We start from the raw sequence: 14,652 nt of genomic DNA on the forward strand, positions 1-14,652 counted from the left end.
TCCCGTGCGCACGCTCTGTTCTTCGACGCTGATCGGCGAGTTCTTCGTCATCGGGTTCGCCGGTCTGGTCGCCATGAAGGACCCCGACCTGTCCATGGCGACGGTGTGGACGGTCAGCGGCGTCGCGATGTTCCTGTGTCTGGTGCTGTGCGGCCTGGTGACGCGCCCGGGCGGGGTCGCCCTCGGCTGGGCGCTGCAGATCGCGCTCATCGCGTCGGGGTTCATCGTGCCGACCATGTACTTCCTGGGTGCGGTCTTCGCGGCCCTGTGGTGGGCGTCCGTCCACTACGGGCGGAAGATCGACGAGGCGAAGGCGAGATTCGCGGCCCAGGCGAGCTCCTCCACACCTGACGCTGCGTAACAGCCCCCCTGACACGCCGGGTAATCTCGTCCCACCGCAAGACCTTCACCCTAAGGAGCCCGTCGTGAGCCAGCGCACCCTCGTCCTCCTCAAGCCCGACGCCGTTCGTCGTGGCCTGACCGGCGAGATCATCAGCCGCATCGAGCGCAAGGCGGGCTGGACGATCACCGCGCTGGAGCTGCGCACCCTGGACCAGGAGACGCTGGAGCAGCACTACGGCGAGCACAAGGGCAAGCCCTTCTACGAGCCGTTGGTGGACTTCATGGCGTCCGGTCCGGTCGTGGCGCTGATCGTCGAGGGCGAGCGGGTCATCGAGGGCGTGCGCGCGCTCGCCGGCCCGACCGACCCGATCGCCGCGGCGCCCGGTTCCATCCGCGGCGATTACGGCGTGATCGTCCGGGAGAACCTGATCCACGCCTCCGACTCCGAGGAGTCCGCCGAGCGCGAGGTGAAGATTTTCTTCCCCGGCCGGGCGTAGCGTCCGCACCTCACCAGCACATACGGCAGAGTCTGGGGGCGAGTCCCCCGGACTTTGCGGCATATGCGTGGCGATCGAGGGAACGATGGGCCCCGAACGCCCGTCTCCAGAAGCGAATGCGGTCGGCATCTGCTGACAATGGCGGAGACCCTCCCGCAGTGTTCGCGAAGGCGCGTCTACGATGGAAGCCTTCACGTCACAGCACCCACCTTTGCCTACCTGAAAAGCCCTCAAAAGCTCCTGGGAAGGCCAGACGAATCCTGATGGGGAACTCAATGTCGTTCATCGGCCGTGACATGGCTGTCGACCTCGGGACCGCCAACACGCTGGTGTACGTCAGGGGTCGCGGGATCGTACTCAACGAGCCGTCCGTCGTCGCGATCAACACCAACACCGGTGGCATCCTCGCGGTCGGTGCCGAAGCGAAGAAGATGATCGGGCGGACCCCCGGCAACATCGTTGCCGTGCGGCCGCTGAAGGACGGCGTGATCGCCGACTTCGAGATCACCGAGCGGATGCTCCGCTACTTCATCCTGAAGATCCACAAGCGGCGTTATCTGGCTCGTCCGCGGGTCGTCGTCTGTGTGCCGTCGGGCATCACGGGCGTCGAGCGCCGCGCCGTCATCGAGGCGTCGTCCCAGGCCGGCGCCCGTCAGGTGCACATCATCGAGGAGCCCATGGCCGCGGCCATCGGCTCCGGCCTGCCGGTCCACGAGGCCACGGGCAACATGGTGGTCGACATCGGCGGCGGCACCACGGAGGTCGCGGTCATCTCCCTCGGCGGCATCGTCACCGCCCAGTCCATCCGGGTCGCGGGCGACGAACTGGACAACGCGATCATCCAGCACATCAAGAAGGAGTACTCCCTCCTGCTGGGTGAGCGCACGGCCGAGCAGATCAAGATCACGATCGGTTCGGCGTACGACCTCGACACCGACGAGCACACCGAAATCCGCGGCCGGGATCTCGTCTCCGGGCTGCCGAAGACCGTGGTCATCTCCGCAGCCGAAGTCCGCAAGGCGATCGAGGAGCCGGTCAACGCGATCGTCGACGCCGTCAAGACGACCCTCGACAAGTGTCCGCCGGAGCTGTCCGGCGACATCATGGACCGAGGAATCGTTCTGACCGGCGGCGGAGCGCTGCTGCGCGGCCTCGACGAGCGGCTGCGCCGGGAGACCGGTATGCCGATCCACATCGCCGAGGACCCGCTGGACAGCGTGGCGCTCGGATCCGGAAAGTGCGTCGAGGAGTTCGAGGCGCTCCAGCAGGTGCTGGACGCCCAGCCGCGCAGATGACATAACTCTTCGATTCCGCCGTACGGGACGATCTCCTCTCGTACGGCGGATCGTTGATATAGAGGGATAAGCTCCCACAAAGCAGCCCCTCGGGTTTCCCTGGGGCTTCCCGAATTCCTATGAAGAAGGGCACGGCCGCCGCACGTGAGGGACACACGAGAGAGCCGGCTGCTCCTGGTGCTGCTGATCGCCGTCGCGTTCGCGTTGATCACGGTGGACATCCGCGGTGGGGAGGACTCGCCCGTCGACGGTGCCCGGCAGGGTGCGGCGACGGTCTTCGGCCCGATCGAGAGCGGCGTCTCGGCCGCGGTCGACCCGGTCGGCAACGCGGTCTCCGCCATCCGCGATTCCGGTGACCGGCACGACCGGCTCGCCGCGCTGGAAGAGGAGAACGCGGCTCTGAAGGCCCGGCTCGGCAGCGACGATCGCAGCCGCAGCCGGCTCAAGCAGCTCGACAAGATGCTGAAGATCGCGGGCCAGGGCCAGTACGGCATCAAGGGCGCCCAGGTCATCGCCATCGGAGCGGCGCAGGGCTTCTCCTGGACCATCACCGTCGACGTCGGGGCCAACGACGGGATCAAACGCGACATGACCGTCCTGAACGGGGACGGGCTCGTCGGCCGTGTCACCACCGTCGGCCCCGACACCGCCACCGTGCTGCTGGCCAGCGACCCCGACTTCACGGTCGGCACCCGCATGGAGTCCGGCGACGAGCTCGGCTTCGCCTCCGGCCAGGGCGACCGCCCGTTGCGCGTGGAACTCCTCAACGGCAAGGCGGAGGTGAAGAAGGGCGACCGCCTGGTCACCTTCGGCTCGCAGGCCGACCGGCCGTTCGTGCCCGGCGTGCCCGTCGGCGTGGTGTCCCGCGTGGACCCCTCCGGCGGCGGCCTGACCCGCACGCTGTACGTCACGCCGTACGCCGCCTTCACCAAGCTCGACATCGTCGGTGTCGTCGTGGAGGCCCCGAAGAAGAACCCGCGTGACACGGTGCTCCCGCCCAAGCCCAAGCCGACCCCCAGGCCGACGGTGACCGTGACCGTGACGCCGTCCGCCGAGGCACCCGTGGACGGCCAGAACCAGCAAGAGCAGTAGGAGCTGTCACCCCATGCGCGTCAACCGGATCCTGCTCTCCTCCGCCCTGGTCGTCGTCGCCCTGGTGATCCAGGTGAGCGTCCTCGCCCGCCTGCACCTGCCGGGCGCCGTACCCGACCTGCTGCTGCTCACCGTCCTCGGCCTCGCGCTGGTGTACGGGCACGTGGGCGGCGCCCTCGTCGGATTCGGCGCGGGTCTGCTCGCCGACCTGGCCCCGCCCGCCGACCACGCCGCCGGGCGCTACGCCCTGGTGCTGTGCGTCGTCGGCTACCTCGCGGGCCTGGTGAAGCCCGAGACGGGCCGGCTGAAGTCCGCGACCGGCCCCATGGTCGTGGTGGTCGCCGCCGCGGTCGCCTCCACCCTGCTGTACGCCGGGGTCGGCGCCCTCGTCGGCGACACCGCCGCCCGCCACGTCGGCCTCGGCAGCCTGCTGTTCACGGCCGCCCTGTACGACCTCCTGCTCGCCCCGTTCGTCGTGCCGGGGGTCATGGCGCTGGCCCGGCGCGCCGACAACGACCCGCTCGCCGAGTCCACCTCGGCCGCCGCCAAGGCCACGGACATCTCCTCCGGCTGGCTCTCCGGCGGCACCGGCCTGAAGATCGGCAGCCAGCGCAACGGACTGCGCGTGAAGGCCGCCCGGGCACGGGTGGCGCGCGCCGGGCGCATCAAGGGGGTCAAGCGGCTGTGAACGCCCGGAAGTTCACCCGAACGGGTCGGTCCGGGAGGAACGCCGGCGCGTGGGCCCGTCGTTCCTCACTCGTATCCGCACATCCGTGCCCGGAGACACCGTCGCACCCGCACATCCGTACGCGCACCGAGAGGGGGAGGCAGCCGCAGTGACCAACATTCCCGAGACCGGCAGGAACTCGCGGGTCCAGATCCGGCTCGTCGTCATCCAGGTCCTCGTCCTCTCCCTCCTGCTCACCCTCGGCGGGCGGCTCTGGTACCTCCAGATCCGTGAGGGCGCCGCCTACGCCAAGGAGGCGTCGGGCAACCACGTCCAGCAGGTCGTCCAGCCGGCCGTCCGCGGCTCGATCCTGGACGCCCGCGGCGTGGCCCTCGCGGACAACGAGACCCGGCTGGTCGTCTCCGCGTCCCGCACGGACCTGCTGAAGATGAAGGACGACGGCAAGGAAGTCCTGACCAAGCTCGCCGGAGTCCTGGGCATGACGCCCAAGGAGGTCCAGGAGAAGGTCCGGCTGTGCGACGCCAAGACCCCCCAGCCCTGCTGGAACGGCTCGCCCTACCAGCCCATCCCGATCACCGACGAGGCCACCGCCAAGCAGGCCCTGCAGATCCGCGAGCGCGCCGAGGACTTCCCCGGCATCACCGCCGAGCCGGAGGCCGTGCGCCGCTACCCGAGCCCCGGCAAGGCCAACTCCGCCCAGGTCCTCGGCTACCTCTCGCCGGTCACCGACGAGGAGATCAAGAAGGCGCAGAACACCAACTCGCCGTATCTGCGCTCCGACCAGGTCGGCCGCTCCGGCCTGGAGCGCCAGTACGACAAGGCGCTGCGCGGCAAGGCCGGCGTCACCCGCTACGAGGTCGACAACCTCGGCCGGGTCATCGGCCAGGCCGAAGCCGACCCGGCCCACCCCGGCGACAACCTCGTCACCAGCATCGACTCCCGGGTCCAGCGGATCGCCGAGTACCAGCTGAACGAGGCCATGAAGGAAGCCCGCAAGCAGCACGACCGCAACACGGGCACCAACTACAAGGCCGACTCCGGCGCCGTGGTCGTCATGGAGGCCAAGACCGGCCGCGTCATCGCCATGGCCTCGAACCCCACCTACGACCCGAACGCCTGGGTGGGCGGCATCTCCGCCAAGGACTACGCGCGGCTCACCGGCAAGAGCTCCAACTACCCGCTGCTCAACCGCGCCATCCAGGGCCAGTCGGCGCCCGGCTCGATCTTCAAGGTCGTCCCGACGGCCGCCGCGGTCAACGCGGGCTACTCCTTCAACGGCCCCTACGAGTGCTCCAGCTCGTACTCGATCGGCGGCCAGGTCTTCAAGAACTTCGAGTCCAAGGGACACGGCCCGATCAGCCTCGGCCGCGCCCTGGAGGTCTCCTGCGACACGGTCTTCTACCGCCTCTCCCACGAGGAGTGGAAGCGCGACGGCGGCACCAAGCCGAAGAAGAACGCCAACGACTGGTTCTACAAGACGGCCCACCAGTTCGGCCTCGGCAAGGAAACCGGCATCGACCTGCCCAACGAGGTCACCGGCCGCGTCCCCGACCGCCAGTGGAAGCTCAACTACTGGAAGGCCAACAAGGACGCCTGGTGCCGCACCGGCAAGCGCAACGGCAGCTACGCCGAGAAGATCGCGTACGAGAACTGCCTCGAAGGCAACCGCATGCGCGCCGGTGACTCCGTCAACTACTCCATCGGCCAGGGCGACACCCTCGTCACGCCCATCCAGATGGCCACCATCTACGCGGCCATCTCCAACGGCGGCACCCTCTACGACCCCTCCGTCGGCAAGGCCGTCATCAGCGCCGACGGCAAGACCGTCACGCCGATCAAGCCCGAGGCGCACGGCAAGCTGCCGATGACGCAGAAGACGCGCGACGAGATAGACGAAGCCCTCGCGGGAGTCGCCACCCGCGGTACGGCCGCCTGGAGGTTCGGCGGCTGGCCGCAGGACAAGATCCCGATGCACGCCAAGACGGGTACGGCGGAGGTCTACGGCAAGCAGACGACCTCCTGGTTCGCCACGTACACCAAGGACTACTCGATCGTCATGACGATCTCCCAGGGTGGTACGGGCTCCGGCGCCTCCGGCCCCGCCGTCCGCAACATCTACAACGCGCTGTACGGCGTCTCCGAGGACGGCGACATCGACACCAAGAAGGCACTGCTGCCCACGCCGCAGAAGACCCTGCCGAAGATCAAGACGGACGGCACCATCGCCTCCCCGAAGGTCCCCAAGGATCCGGCCAAGGACCGCCAGGCGGACAAGAAGGACCCGAACGCCCCGGCGGACCCGCTCCAGCCGGTCACCTCGGCCCCGCCGTCCCCCGAGAACCGCAACACCCGAAGGCGTCGGCGTCGCCGGGGAAGCCGGAGGTTGCCCGCATGACCGGAGTGAACAGCTTCCAGGTCTCCGGCTACGGACCCGAGCGCTCCGGCTGGACACGGCTGCTGGCCCGCGACTCGGTGGCCCGGCGGCTCGACTGGCCGATCCTGCTGTCGGCGCTGGCCCTGTCGCTGCTCGGCACGCTCCTCGTCTACTCGGCGACCCGCAACCGCACCGAGCTCAACCAGGGCGACCCGTACTACTTCCTCATCCGGCACCTGCTGAACACCGGCATCGGCCTGGCCCTGATGGCCGGCACGATCTGGCTCGGCCACCGCACCCTGCGCACGGCCGTGCCGGTCCTGTACGGCTTCTCGTTGCTGCTGATCCTGCTGGTGCTGACCCCCCTCGGTTCCACGATCAACGGCGCCCACTCCTGGATCAAGCTGCCCGGCGGCTTCTCGCTCCAGCCGTCGGAGTTCGTCAAGGTGACGATCATCCTCGGCATGGCGATGCTGCTGGCGGCCCGGGTCGACGCGGGCGACAAGCAGTACCCCGACCACCGCACGGTCGTGCAGGCCCTCGGCCTGGCCGCCGTGCCGATGCTGATCGTCATGCTGATGCCCGACCTCGGGTCGGTCATGGTGATGGTCATCATCGTGCTCGGGGTGCTGCTGGCCTCCGGCGCGTCCAACCGCTGGGTGTTCGGCCTGCTGGGCGCGGGCACCCTCGGCGCTGTCGCCGTCTGGCAGCTCGGTGTGCTCGACGACTACCAGATCGCCCGCTTCGCCGCCTTCGCCAACCCCGCACTCGACCCGGCCGGCGTCGGCTACAACACCAACCAGGCCCGCATCGCCATCGGTTCCGGCGGGCTGACCGGCTCCGGCCTCTTCCACGGCTCACAGACCACCGGCCAGTTCGTGCCCGAACAGCAGACGGACTTCGTCTTCACCGTGGCAGGTGAGGAGCTGGGCTTTCTCGGCGGCGGCCTGATCATCGTGCTCCTCGGCATCGTCCTGTGGCGGGCCTGCCGCATCGCCCGGGAGACCACGGACCTGTACGGCACGGTCGTGGCCGCGGGCATCGTCGCCTGGTTCGCCTTCCAGACGTTCGAGAACGTCGGCATGACGCTCGGCATCATGCCGGTCACCGGCCTGCCGCTGCCGTTCGTGTCGTACGGCGGATCGTCGATGTTCGCCGTGTGGATAGCGGTGGGGCTGCTGCAGTCGATCAGGATGCAGCGGCCGATGTCGGCCTAGCGCCCTGGAAGGGGGAGCCGACATGTCCGGGGAGTACGTGGCCCGGTGCCCGGTGACCGAGGAACTGGTGAGCCAGCTCCTCGTCCTGGCGGAGCTGGACCTGACCGACGCCGACGCCATCGAGGCGCGGATGCGGGAGGCCGGCTGGCCCGACTGGTCGCAGGCGGTGAGCGGGCCGGCGTACGAGGACACCCCCGACGTCCCGGACGCCACCCACGTCAGCCCCCAGGGGCACTTCGTCACCTGCGACGGCGACGGTTCGCTCAACCTTCCCTTCGCCTACCTCTACTCGGTCGACGGCGGCCTCCTCGACGAGGACTGCTGGGGCCCTGTGCCCGGCTGGACCAGCGAGGAGGGCGCGTGGCGGCCGGAGTTCGACGCGCACTTCGCCGCCGTCGTGCAGCGCTTCACCGAGCGGCTGGGGCTGCCGGACCACGACATCCGGCAGCCCCGGTACGACACCCGGTACGTCAGCTGGCGCCTGGAGCTCAACGTGCTGATCGTCGGACAGGGCCCGGAGCCGCTGTCGTACCACCAGTTCGAGGACGCCCACGTCCACCTCGTCTCCCGCACCGTCAAGGACGCGCCGTTCCCGGACGGCGAGGAGATGCGTGCCCTGCTGACGACCTGAGCGTGGGCGTCCTCCCGGAGGGCGCCCACCACTGCTGTCCTGGCCCGTGGACCACTAGATTTGATCCATGGCGGAGACGAAACGCGAGATCGAGCGCAAGTACGAATCCGACGAGAGCGGGCTTCCCGACCTCACCGGCGTCGCCGGGGTGGCGTCCGTGGTCGACAAGGGCATCGCCCACCTCGACGCCACCTACCACGACACCGCGGACGAACGCCTCGCCGCGTCGTCCGTCACCCTGCGCCGCCGCACCGGCGGTTCCGACGCGGGCTGGCACCTCAAGTTCCCCATCGCCCCGGGCGTCCGCGACGAGATCCGCGCCCCGCTCACCGACACCCTCCCCGAGGAGCTCGCCGCGCTGGTCCGCTCCCGCGTCCGCGACAGCGAGCTGCTCCCGGTCGTCCGGCTGCGCTCCGACCGCGACGTACGCCACCTGCTCGACGCCGACGGCCGGCTGCTCGCCGAGGTGAGCGTGGACACCGTCCACGCCGAGCGGCTCACCGGGCGCGGCGGCGAAGCACACTGGACCGAGATCGAGGTGGAACTCGCCGACGGGGGAGACCCGGCCCTGCTCGACAAGGTCGACAAGCGGCTGCGCAAGGCGGGCGTCAAACCGTCGACGTCGTCGTCGAAGCTCGCCCGCGCCCTGGAGGAGACCGCCCCGGGGAAGCGGCGCAGGTCCACCCGCGAACGCGAACCGGTGACCGCCGGAGACCACGTGCTCGCCTACGCGCGCACCCAGCGGGACGCGATCGTCGCGCTCGACCCCGCCGTCCGCCGCGACACCGAGGACTCCGTGCACAGCATGCGGGTGGCCACCCGCCGGCTGCGCAGCACCTTCAAGTCGTTCGGCACGGTCCTCGACCGGGCCGTCACCGAACCCATCGCCGGCGAGCTGAAGTGGCTCGCCGGTGAGCTGGGGCGGGACCGGGACCGTGAGGTGCTGGCCGAGCGGCTGACGTCGGCCGCCGACGAGGTGCCCCCGGACCTGATGCGCGGCCCGGTCGTGGAGCGCCTGCACTCCTGGTCGAGCGCCGAGCACGGCGGGGCCCGCGGCAGCCTCCTCGGTGTCCTGGACTCCCGCCGCTACCTGACCCTGCTCGACACCCTCGACGCGCTGATCGCCGACCCGCCCCTGCTGAAGGCCGCCGGCAAGGCACCCCGCAAGCCGGTCGCCAAGGCCGTGCGGAAGGACTTCCGCAAGGTGTCGAAGCTGGTCGAACGGGCGGCGCAGCTGGAACCCGGCACCGACCGGGACCTCGCGTTGCACGACGCCCGCAAGAAGGCCAAGCGCACCCGCTACGCGGCGGAGGCGGCCGAACCGGTCCTCGGCAAGCCGGCCAAGACCATGGTCAAGTCCATGAAGGCCCTGCAGAACCTGCTCGGCGAGCACCAGGACAGCGTGATGGCCCGGCACACCCTGCGCGAGCTGTCGGCGGTCGCCCACGCGGCGGGGGAGAGCGCCTTCACCTACGGCCTCATGCACCAGCGGGAGGAGCAGCGGGCGGCACGCGTGGAGGCCGAACTGCCCGGCTTCTGGGACGGGATCAAGGACGGTGCGGCGGGCCTGTGATCTTCCGGCGTACGGAGGCACCCCGCGGTCGCGTTAGTCTGGATGGTCACCCCTGTCAGTTCAGTCCAGCTCACGAAGGTGCGCGACATGCCTGCCGAAGTCGCTGCGTCGGTCTTCCCGCAGCTCGAAGCTCTGCTCCCGCATGTGCAGAAGCCGATCCAGTACGTCGGCGGAGAGCTCAACTCCACGGTCAAGGACTGGGACTCCTGCGACGTCCGCTGGGCGCTCATGTACCCGGACGCCTACGAGGTCGGTCTGCCCAACCAGGGCGTCATGATCCTCTACGAGGTGCTCAACGAGCAGCAGGGCGTCCTCGCCGAGCGCACCTACAGCGTGTGGCCGGACCTGGAGGAGCTCATGCGGGAGCACCACGTCCCGCAGTTCACGGTCGACAGCCACCGGCCCGTGAAGGCCTTCGACGTGTTCGGCCTGTCCTTCTCCACGGAGCTGGGCTACACGAACATGCTGGCTGCCCTCGACCTGGCCGGCATCCCGCTGGAGGCCAAGGACCGCGGCCTGGACGACCCGATCGTCCTGGCCGGCGGTCACGCGGCGTTCAACCCCGAGCCGATCGCCGACTTCATCGACTGCGCGGTGATCGGCGACGGCGAGCAGGCGGTCCTGGAGATCACCGCGATCGTCCGCGCCTGGAAGGCGGAGGGCCGCCCCGGCGGCCGCGAGGAGCTCCTCTTCCGCCTGGCGAAGACGGGCGGCGTGTACGTGCCCGGCTTCTACGACGTCGAGTACCTGCCGGACGGCCGGATCGCCCGTGTCGTGCCCAAGCGCAGCGGGGTCCCGTGGCGGGTCTCCAAGCACACCGTCATGGACCTCGACGAGTGGCCCTACCCCAAGCAGCCGCTCGTCCCGCTGGCCGAGACGGTCCATGAGCGCATGTCGGTGGAGATCTTCCGCGGCTGCACCCGCGGCTGCCGCTTCTGCCAGGCCGGCATGATCACGCGCCCGGTGCGCGAGCGTTCCATCACGGGCATCGGCGACATGGTCGAGCAGGGTCTGAAGGCGACGGGCTTCGAGGAGGTCGGCCTGCTGTCGCTGTCGTCCGCCGACCACACGGAGATCGGTGACATCGCCAAGGGCCTCGCCGACCGCTACGAGGACGACAAGATCGGCCTGTCGCTGCCCTCCACCCGGGTCGACGCCTTCAACATCGACCTGGCGAACGAGCTGACCAGGAACGGCCGCCGCTCGGGCCTCACCTTCGCCCCCGAGGGCGGCTCGGAGCGCATCCGCAAGGTCATCAACAAGATGGTCTCGGAAGAGGACCTGATCCGCACGGTCGCGACGGCGTACGGCAACGGCTGGCGCCAGGTGAAGCTGTACTTCATGTGCGGCCTGCCGACGGAGACCGACGACGACGTCCTGCAGATCGCCGACATGGCGACGAAGGTCATCGCCAAGGGCCGCGAGGTCTCCCGCTCCAACGACATCCGCTGCACGGTCTCGATCGGCGGCTTCGTGCCCAAGCCGCACACGCCGTTCCAGTGGGCGCCGCAGCTCTCCGCGGAGGAGACGGACGAGCGGCTGCAGAAGCTGCGGGACAAGATCCGCGGTGACAAGAAGTACGGCCGCTCGATCGGCTTCCGCTACCACGACGGCAAGCCCGGCATCGTCGAGGGCCTCCTCTCCCGCGGCGACCGCCGCATCGGCGCGGTCATCCGCGCGGTCTACGACGACGGCGGCCGTTTCGACGGCTGGCGCGAGCACTTCTCGTACGACCGCTGGATGCGGTGCGCCGACAAGGCCCTGGCCCCCTTCGGCGTCGACGTCGACTGGTACACCACCCGCGAGCGCACCTACGAGGAGGTCCTCCCCTGGGACCACCTCGACTCCGGCCTGGACAAGGACTGGCTCTGGGAGGACTGGCAGGACGCCCTCGACGAGACCGAGGTCGACGACTGCCGCTGGACACCGTGCTTCGACTGCGGCGTGTGCCCGCAGATGGACACCAGCATCCAGATCGGCCCGACGGGCAAGAAGCTGCTGCCTCTGACGGTGAAGAACGCCGCACCCGCTCCGGGCGGGCACGCGCACTGAGGTGAGTGACGCACTTGCTCGGGTGATGGATGCCCTGGTGGGGGCGAGTGAGGACGAGGTGGCCGCTGCGCTGGCTGCTGTCGGGGCTTCGAGCCGTCGGCGGCAGGAGCAGCAGAGTTGACCTTGTACGCCTCTGCCGGGCGCGGGAGGGGCCTCGGCCATCCACTCAGAGGTGGAGTGGGTCTGAGGCTTTCGGAGCCTCGCTGAAGCGTACTGGCGCCTTCTGAGCCCCCTTCGACGCGGAGGGGGCTCAGTGGTGTCGGCGCTCGCTGACGTCCTTGCACGGTGAGGTTGCGCCGTGAAGAGCGGGTGCGCGGTGACCTGCCCGAACGATCCGTTCTGATCGCTTTGGCAACTTGATATTCACGACGGCGATTGCTGGATACAGTCGTTTTGTCACTACTGGTTGCGGGGGCAACTAGAGCTTGGTCGGCTGTGCCGACGTCCTGGGGAGGGCCTGTAGCGCATGAGTCGTCGCTCTGCTGGTTTTGTCGGTGCGTGGGCTGAGATTCAGCGGCAGCAACAACGTCAGGTGGAAGCCGAGGCGAGGCAGCGTCGGGAGGAGGCGCGGCAGGCCAGGGCGTACCAGCGGCTTGCCACGCAAGGCCACCGTGAGTACCGCCAGGCGGAGGCCAGGCGACGCACAGAGGAACTGGAAGCTCAGGTTGCGGCCCTGCAAGGTCTGCTGACCACGGGCTGCCAGGCGCCGGCTTTCAGGGCATCGTCTCTCATGCGTGCGGAAGACATCCCACCGTTCGATCCTGGGCCGCTTGCCTGGCCGGTGCGGATGCCCGACCCGAACCAGTACCAGGCTCAGGGCGGCTGGACCGCCAGCCAGCGAGCTCGGGCACAAGCCGAAGCGCGGGCTCGGTTCGAGCAGGACTGGCATGCCGCCCAGGTGGCCGAGGCGCAGCGGCAGCAACAGTTAGCCGCGTTGCAGCGGGACTACGAGCAGAGGACGGAGTCACAGCGGGCCGAGGTGCGTCGGCACAATGCCGGGGTCGTGCAAGTGACCGAAGGGGTCAGGCGAGGCGACCCGGACTCGGTGGTCGAGTACTTCTCCGCTGCGCTCTACGCGTCGACGGCTTGGCCGGAGGGCTTTCCTCGGCAGGTGGCTGCGGCCTACGACGTAGCGGGACGGCAGTTGGTGCTGGACTGGGAACTGCCCACGTACGACGTGGTTCCCGAAGCGAAGTCGGTCAGGTATCTGTCCCGTGAAGACCAGTACAAGGAAGCGGCACGTCCGGTGAGTCAGCGTCGGGCGCTGTACAGCGAGGTGCTGGGGCAAAGCATGCTGCTGGTGCTGCATCAGCTGTTCACGGCGGACGAGTACGGCATCCTCGACTCGATAGCCCTGAACGGTTTCGTGGACGCCCCGGACCCGGCGACAGGACGACGGACGCAGATCTTCCTGACGACCGTCATGGCTTCTCGGGGGGCTTTCACGGACCTGCATCTGGGGCAGGTGGACCCGGTCAGCTGTCTGACCGACGCGCTGCGGGGACAGATCTCAACCCGGCCCGACCAGCTCACCTCCGTGCGGCCGAGCCGGCAGCCCCAGGACGTCGGAAGCCCTGTGGCCGCCCACGGTGGCGATCATGAGCCGAACCTGTACGACATGGATCCGATCGCCTTCGAGTCCCTCGTCGCCGATCTGTTCCGCGCCATGGGTATGCAGGCCGTGACGACTCAGCGCTCGAACGATGGTGGCGTGGACGTCGATGCGATGGACCCGACTCCGATCCGCGGCGGCAAGATCGTCGTACAGGTGAAGCGCTACCGCAACACGGTGCCGCCCACAGCCGTGCGCGACCTCTACGGCACTGTTCAGGACGTCGGCGCCAACAAGGGTGTTTTGGTGACGACGTCCGGGTTCGGTCCCGGCTCTCACACCTTCGCTCGGGGCAAGCCTTTGGAGCTGATCTCGGGCGGCGAACTCGTCGACCTGCTGCACAGGCACGGGTTGCGTGGACGCTTGGGAGAGAGAGGAGCGGCGGCCCCAGGACAGCCGACACGCTCCAGCCCTGCGGCTCCGCCTGACGACTACAACGTGCTGGGCATGACGTGGTCCGGCAACGTCGCACTCGACGTGTGCGCACTGGTCTGCCGTGGCAGCAGAGTCCTCAGTGAAGACCACTTCGTGTTCTTCAACAACCCGGTGACACCGGACGGTTCTGTACGCGCGGTGCCGGCTGCCGGGCCGGACAGGGCAGCCATTCGTGTCACCTTTGATGCGTTGCCAGAGGCGGCTGATCGGTTGGTGCTGGTGGCTGCTGTGGATCCGGAAGTGAATCCGGCGGCCGATCTTTCCGGTTTCACCGATGCCCACATCCGGCTGCTGGACCCGACGATGACGGAACTCGAGCTGCTGGAGGTTTCCGACGGTCGGGCTCGAGAGACCGCATTGGTGCTCGGTTCCTTCAGGCGCAGATCCAGTGGCGACTGGGATTTCGTGCTGGGCGGCAAGGGCTACGCGGGCGGCCTGGAGCAGCTCGTTCGGGACTACGGCATCGATGTGGAGTAAGGCTCCGAGGTCGATATTCAGTACCCGACATGCCCGCAGATGGACACCAGCATCCAGATCGGCCCGACGGGCAAGAAGCTGCTGCCTCTGACGGTCAAGAATGCTGCGCCGGCGCCGAGCGGACACTCGCACTGAGGTGAGTGACGCACCCGTTCGGGTGGTGGATGCCCTGGCGGGGGCGAGCGAGGAGGATGCCCCTGCCAGGCCCGGGAGGGGCATCGGGCATCCGGCCGACGTGGAAGTGGGTCCGAGGCTCTCGGAGCCTCGCTGAAGCGTTTCTGGTGACTACTGAGCCCCCAGGGATCCTTGACATGCCGCAGACGGCGGCGAAGTGTGGGTAGATAGCCGCCCATCGGGGTCATCGCTC

General features: G+C 68.9%; 11 protein-coding genes. All 11 read left to right on the plus strand.

What is annotated here, in order from left to right:
- Positions 1 to 4 precede the first annotated feature (4 nt).
- Positions 5 to 361 carry a DUF4233 domain-containing protein gene (locus ACFZDI_RS18405; RefSeq protein ID WP_234845835.1) on the plus strand — a complete coding sequence of 119 codons (357 nt, stop codon included), beginning with the start codon at positions 5 to 7 and terminating at the stop codon, positions 359 to 361.
- 64 nt (positions 362 to 425) lie between these two features.
- The gene (ndk, locus tag ACFZDI_RS18410; RefSeq protein WP_234845836.1) at positions 426 to 839 is read left to right on the plus strand and encodes a nucleoside-diphosphate kinase; all 414 of its coding nucleotides are present in this window, start codon (positions 426 to 428) and stop codon (positions 837 to 839) included.
- Between the two features lie 275 nt (positions 840 to 1,114).
- Positions 1,115 to 2,134 carry a rod shape-determining protein gene (locus ACFZDI_RS18415; protein ID WP_006133575.1) on the plus strand — a complete coding sequence of 340 codons (1,020 nt, stop codon included), beginning with the start codon at positions 1,115 to 1,117 and terminating at the stop codon, positions 2,132 to 2,134.
- A gap of 144 nt (positions 2,135 to 2,278) precedes the next feature.
- A complete protein-coding gene (gene mreC, locus ACFZDI_RS18420) occupies positions 2,279 to 3,226 on the plus strand; it encodes a rod shape-determining protein MreC (RefSeq protein ID WP_234845837.1) in 948 nt (315 codons plus the stop codon).
- Positions 3,227 to 3,239: 13 nt separating this feature from the next.
- On the plus strand, positions 3,240 to 3,914 hold the full coding sequence (gene mreD, locus ACFZDI_RS18425) for a rod shape-determining protein MreD (RefSeq protein ID WP_234845838.1): 675 nt from the start codon (positions 3,240 to 3,242) through the stop codon (positions 3,912 to 3,914).
- 148 nt (positions 3,915 to 4,062) lie between these two features.
- Positions 4,063 to 6,309 carry a penicillin-binding protein 2 gene (gene mrdA / locus ACFZDI_RS18430; RefSeq protein WP_391251697.1) on the plus strand — a complete coding sequence of 749 codons (2,247 nt, stop codon included), beginning with the start codon at positions 4,063 to 4,065 and terminating at the stop codon, positions 6,307 to 6,309.
- Entirely contained in the window at positions 6,306 to 7,505 is a 1,200-nt protein-coding gene (rodA, locus tag ACFZDI_RS18435; RefSeq protein WP_391251699.1) for a rod shape-determining protein RodA, read from the plus strand. Before mrdA ends, rodA begins: the two co-directional genes overlap by 4 nt.
- 22 nt (positions 7,506 to 7,527) lie before the next feature.
- On the plus strand, positions 7,528 to 8,136 hold the full coding sequence (locus tag ACFZDI_RS18440) for a hypothetical protein (RefSeq protein WP_391251701.1): 609 nt from the start codon (positions 7,528 to 7,530) through the stop codon (positions 8,134 to 8,136).
- A 67-nt stretch (positions 8,137 to 8,203) separates the two neighbouring features.
- Entirely contained in the window at positions 8,204 to 9,709 is a 1,506-nt protein-coding gene (locus ACFZDI_RS18445) for a CHAD domain-containing protein (RefSeq protein ID WP_391251703.1), read from the plus strand.
- Between the two features lie 87 nt (positions 9,710 to 9,796).
- On the plus strand, positions 9,797 to 11,761 hold the full coding sequence (locus ACFZDI_RS18450) for a TIGR03960 family B12-binding radical SAM protein (protein WP_234845843.1): 1,965 nt from the start codon (positions 9,797 to 9,799) through the stop codon (positions 11,759 to 11,761).
- Between the two features lie 466 nt (positions 11,762 to 12,227).
- On the plus strand, positions 12,228 to 14,285 hold the full coding sequence (locus ACFZDI_RS18455; protein WP_391251706.1) for a restriction endonuclease: 2,058 nt from the start codon (positions 12,228 to 12,230) through the stop codon (positions 14,283 to 14,285).
- The last annotated feature ends 367 nt before the right edge of the window (positions 14,286 to 14,652 follow it).

The organism is Streptomyces sp. NPDC007907, assembly GCF_042959365.1.
Taxonomy (GTDB): Bacteria; Actinomycetota; Actinomycetes; order Streptomycetales; family Streptomycetaceae; genus Streptomyces; species Streptomyces indiaensis.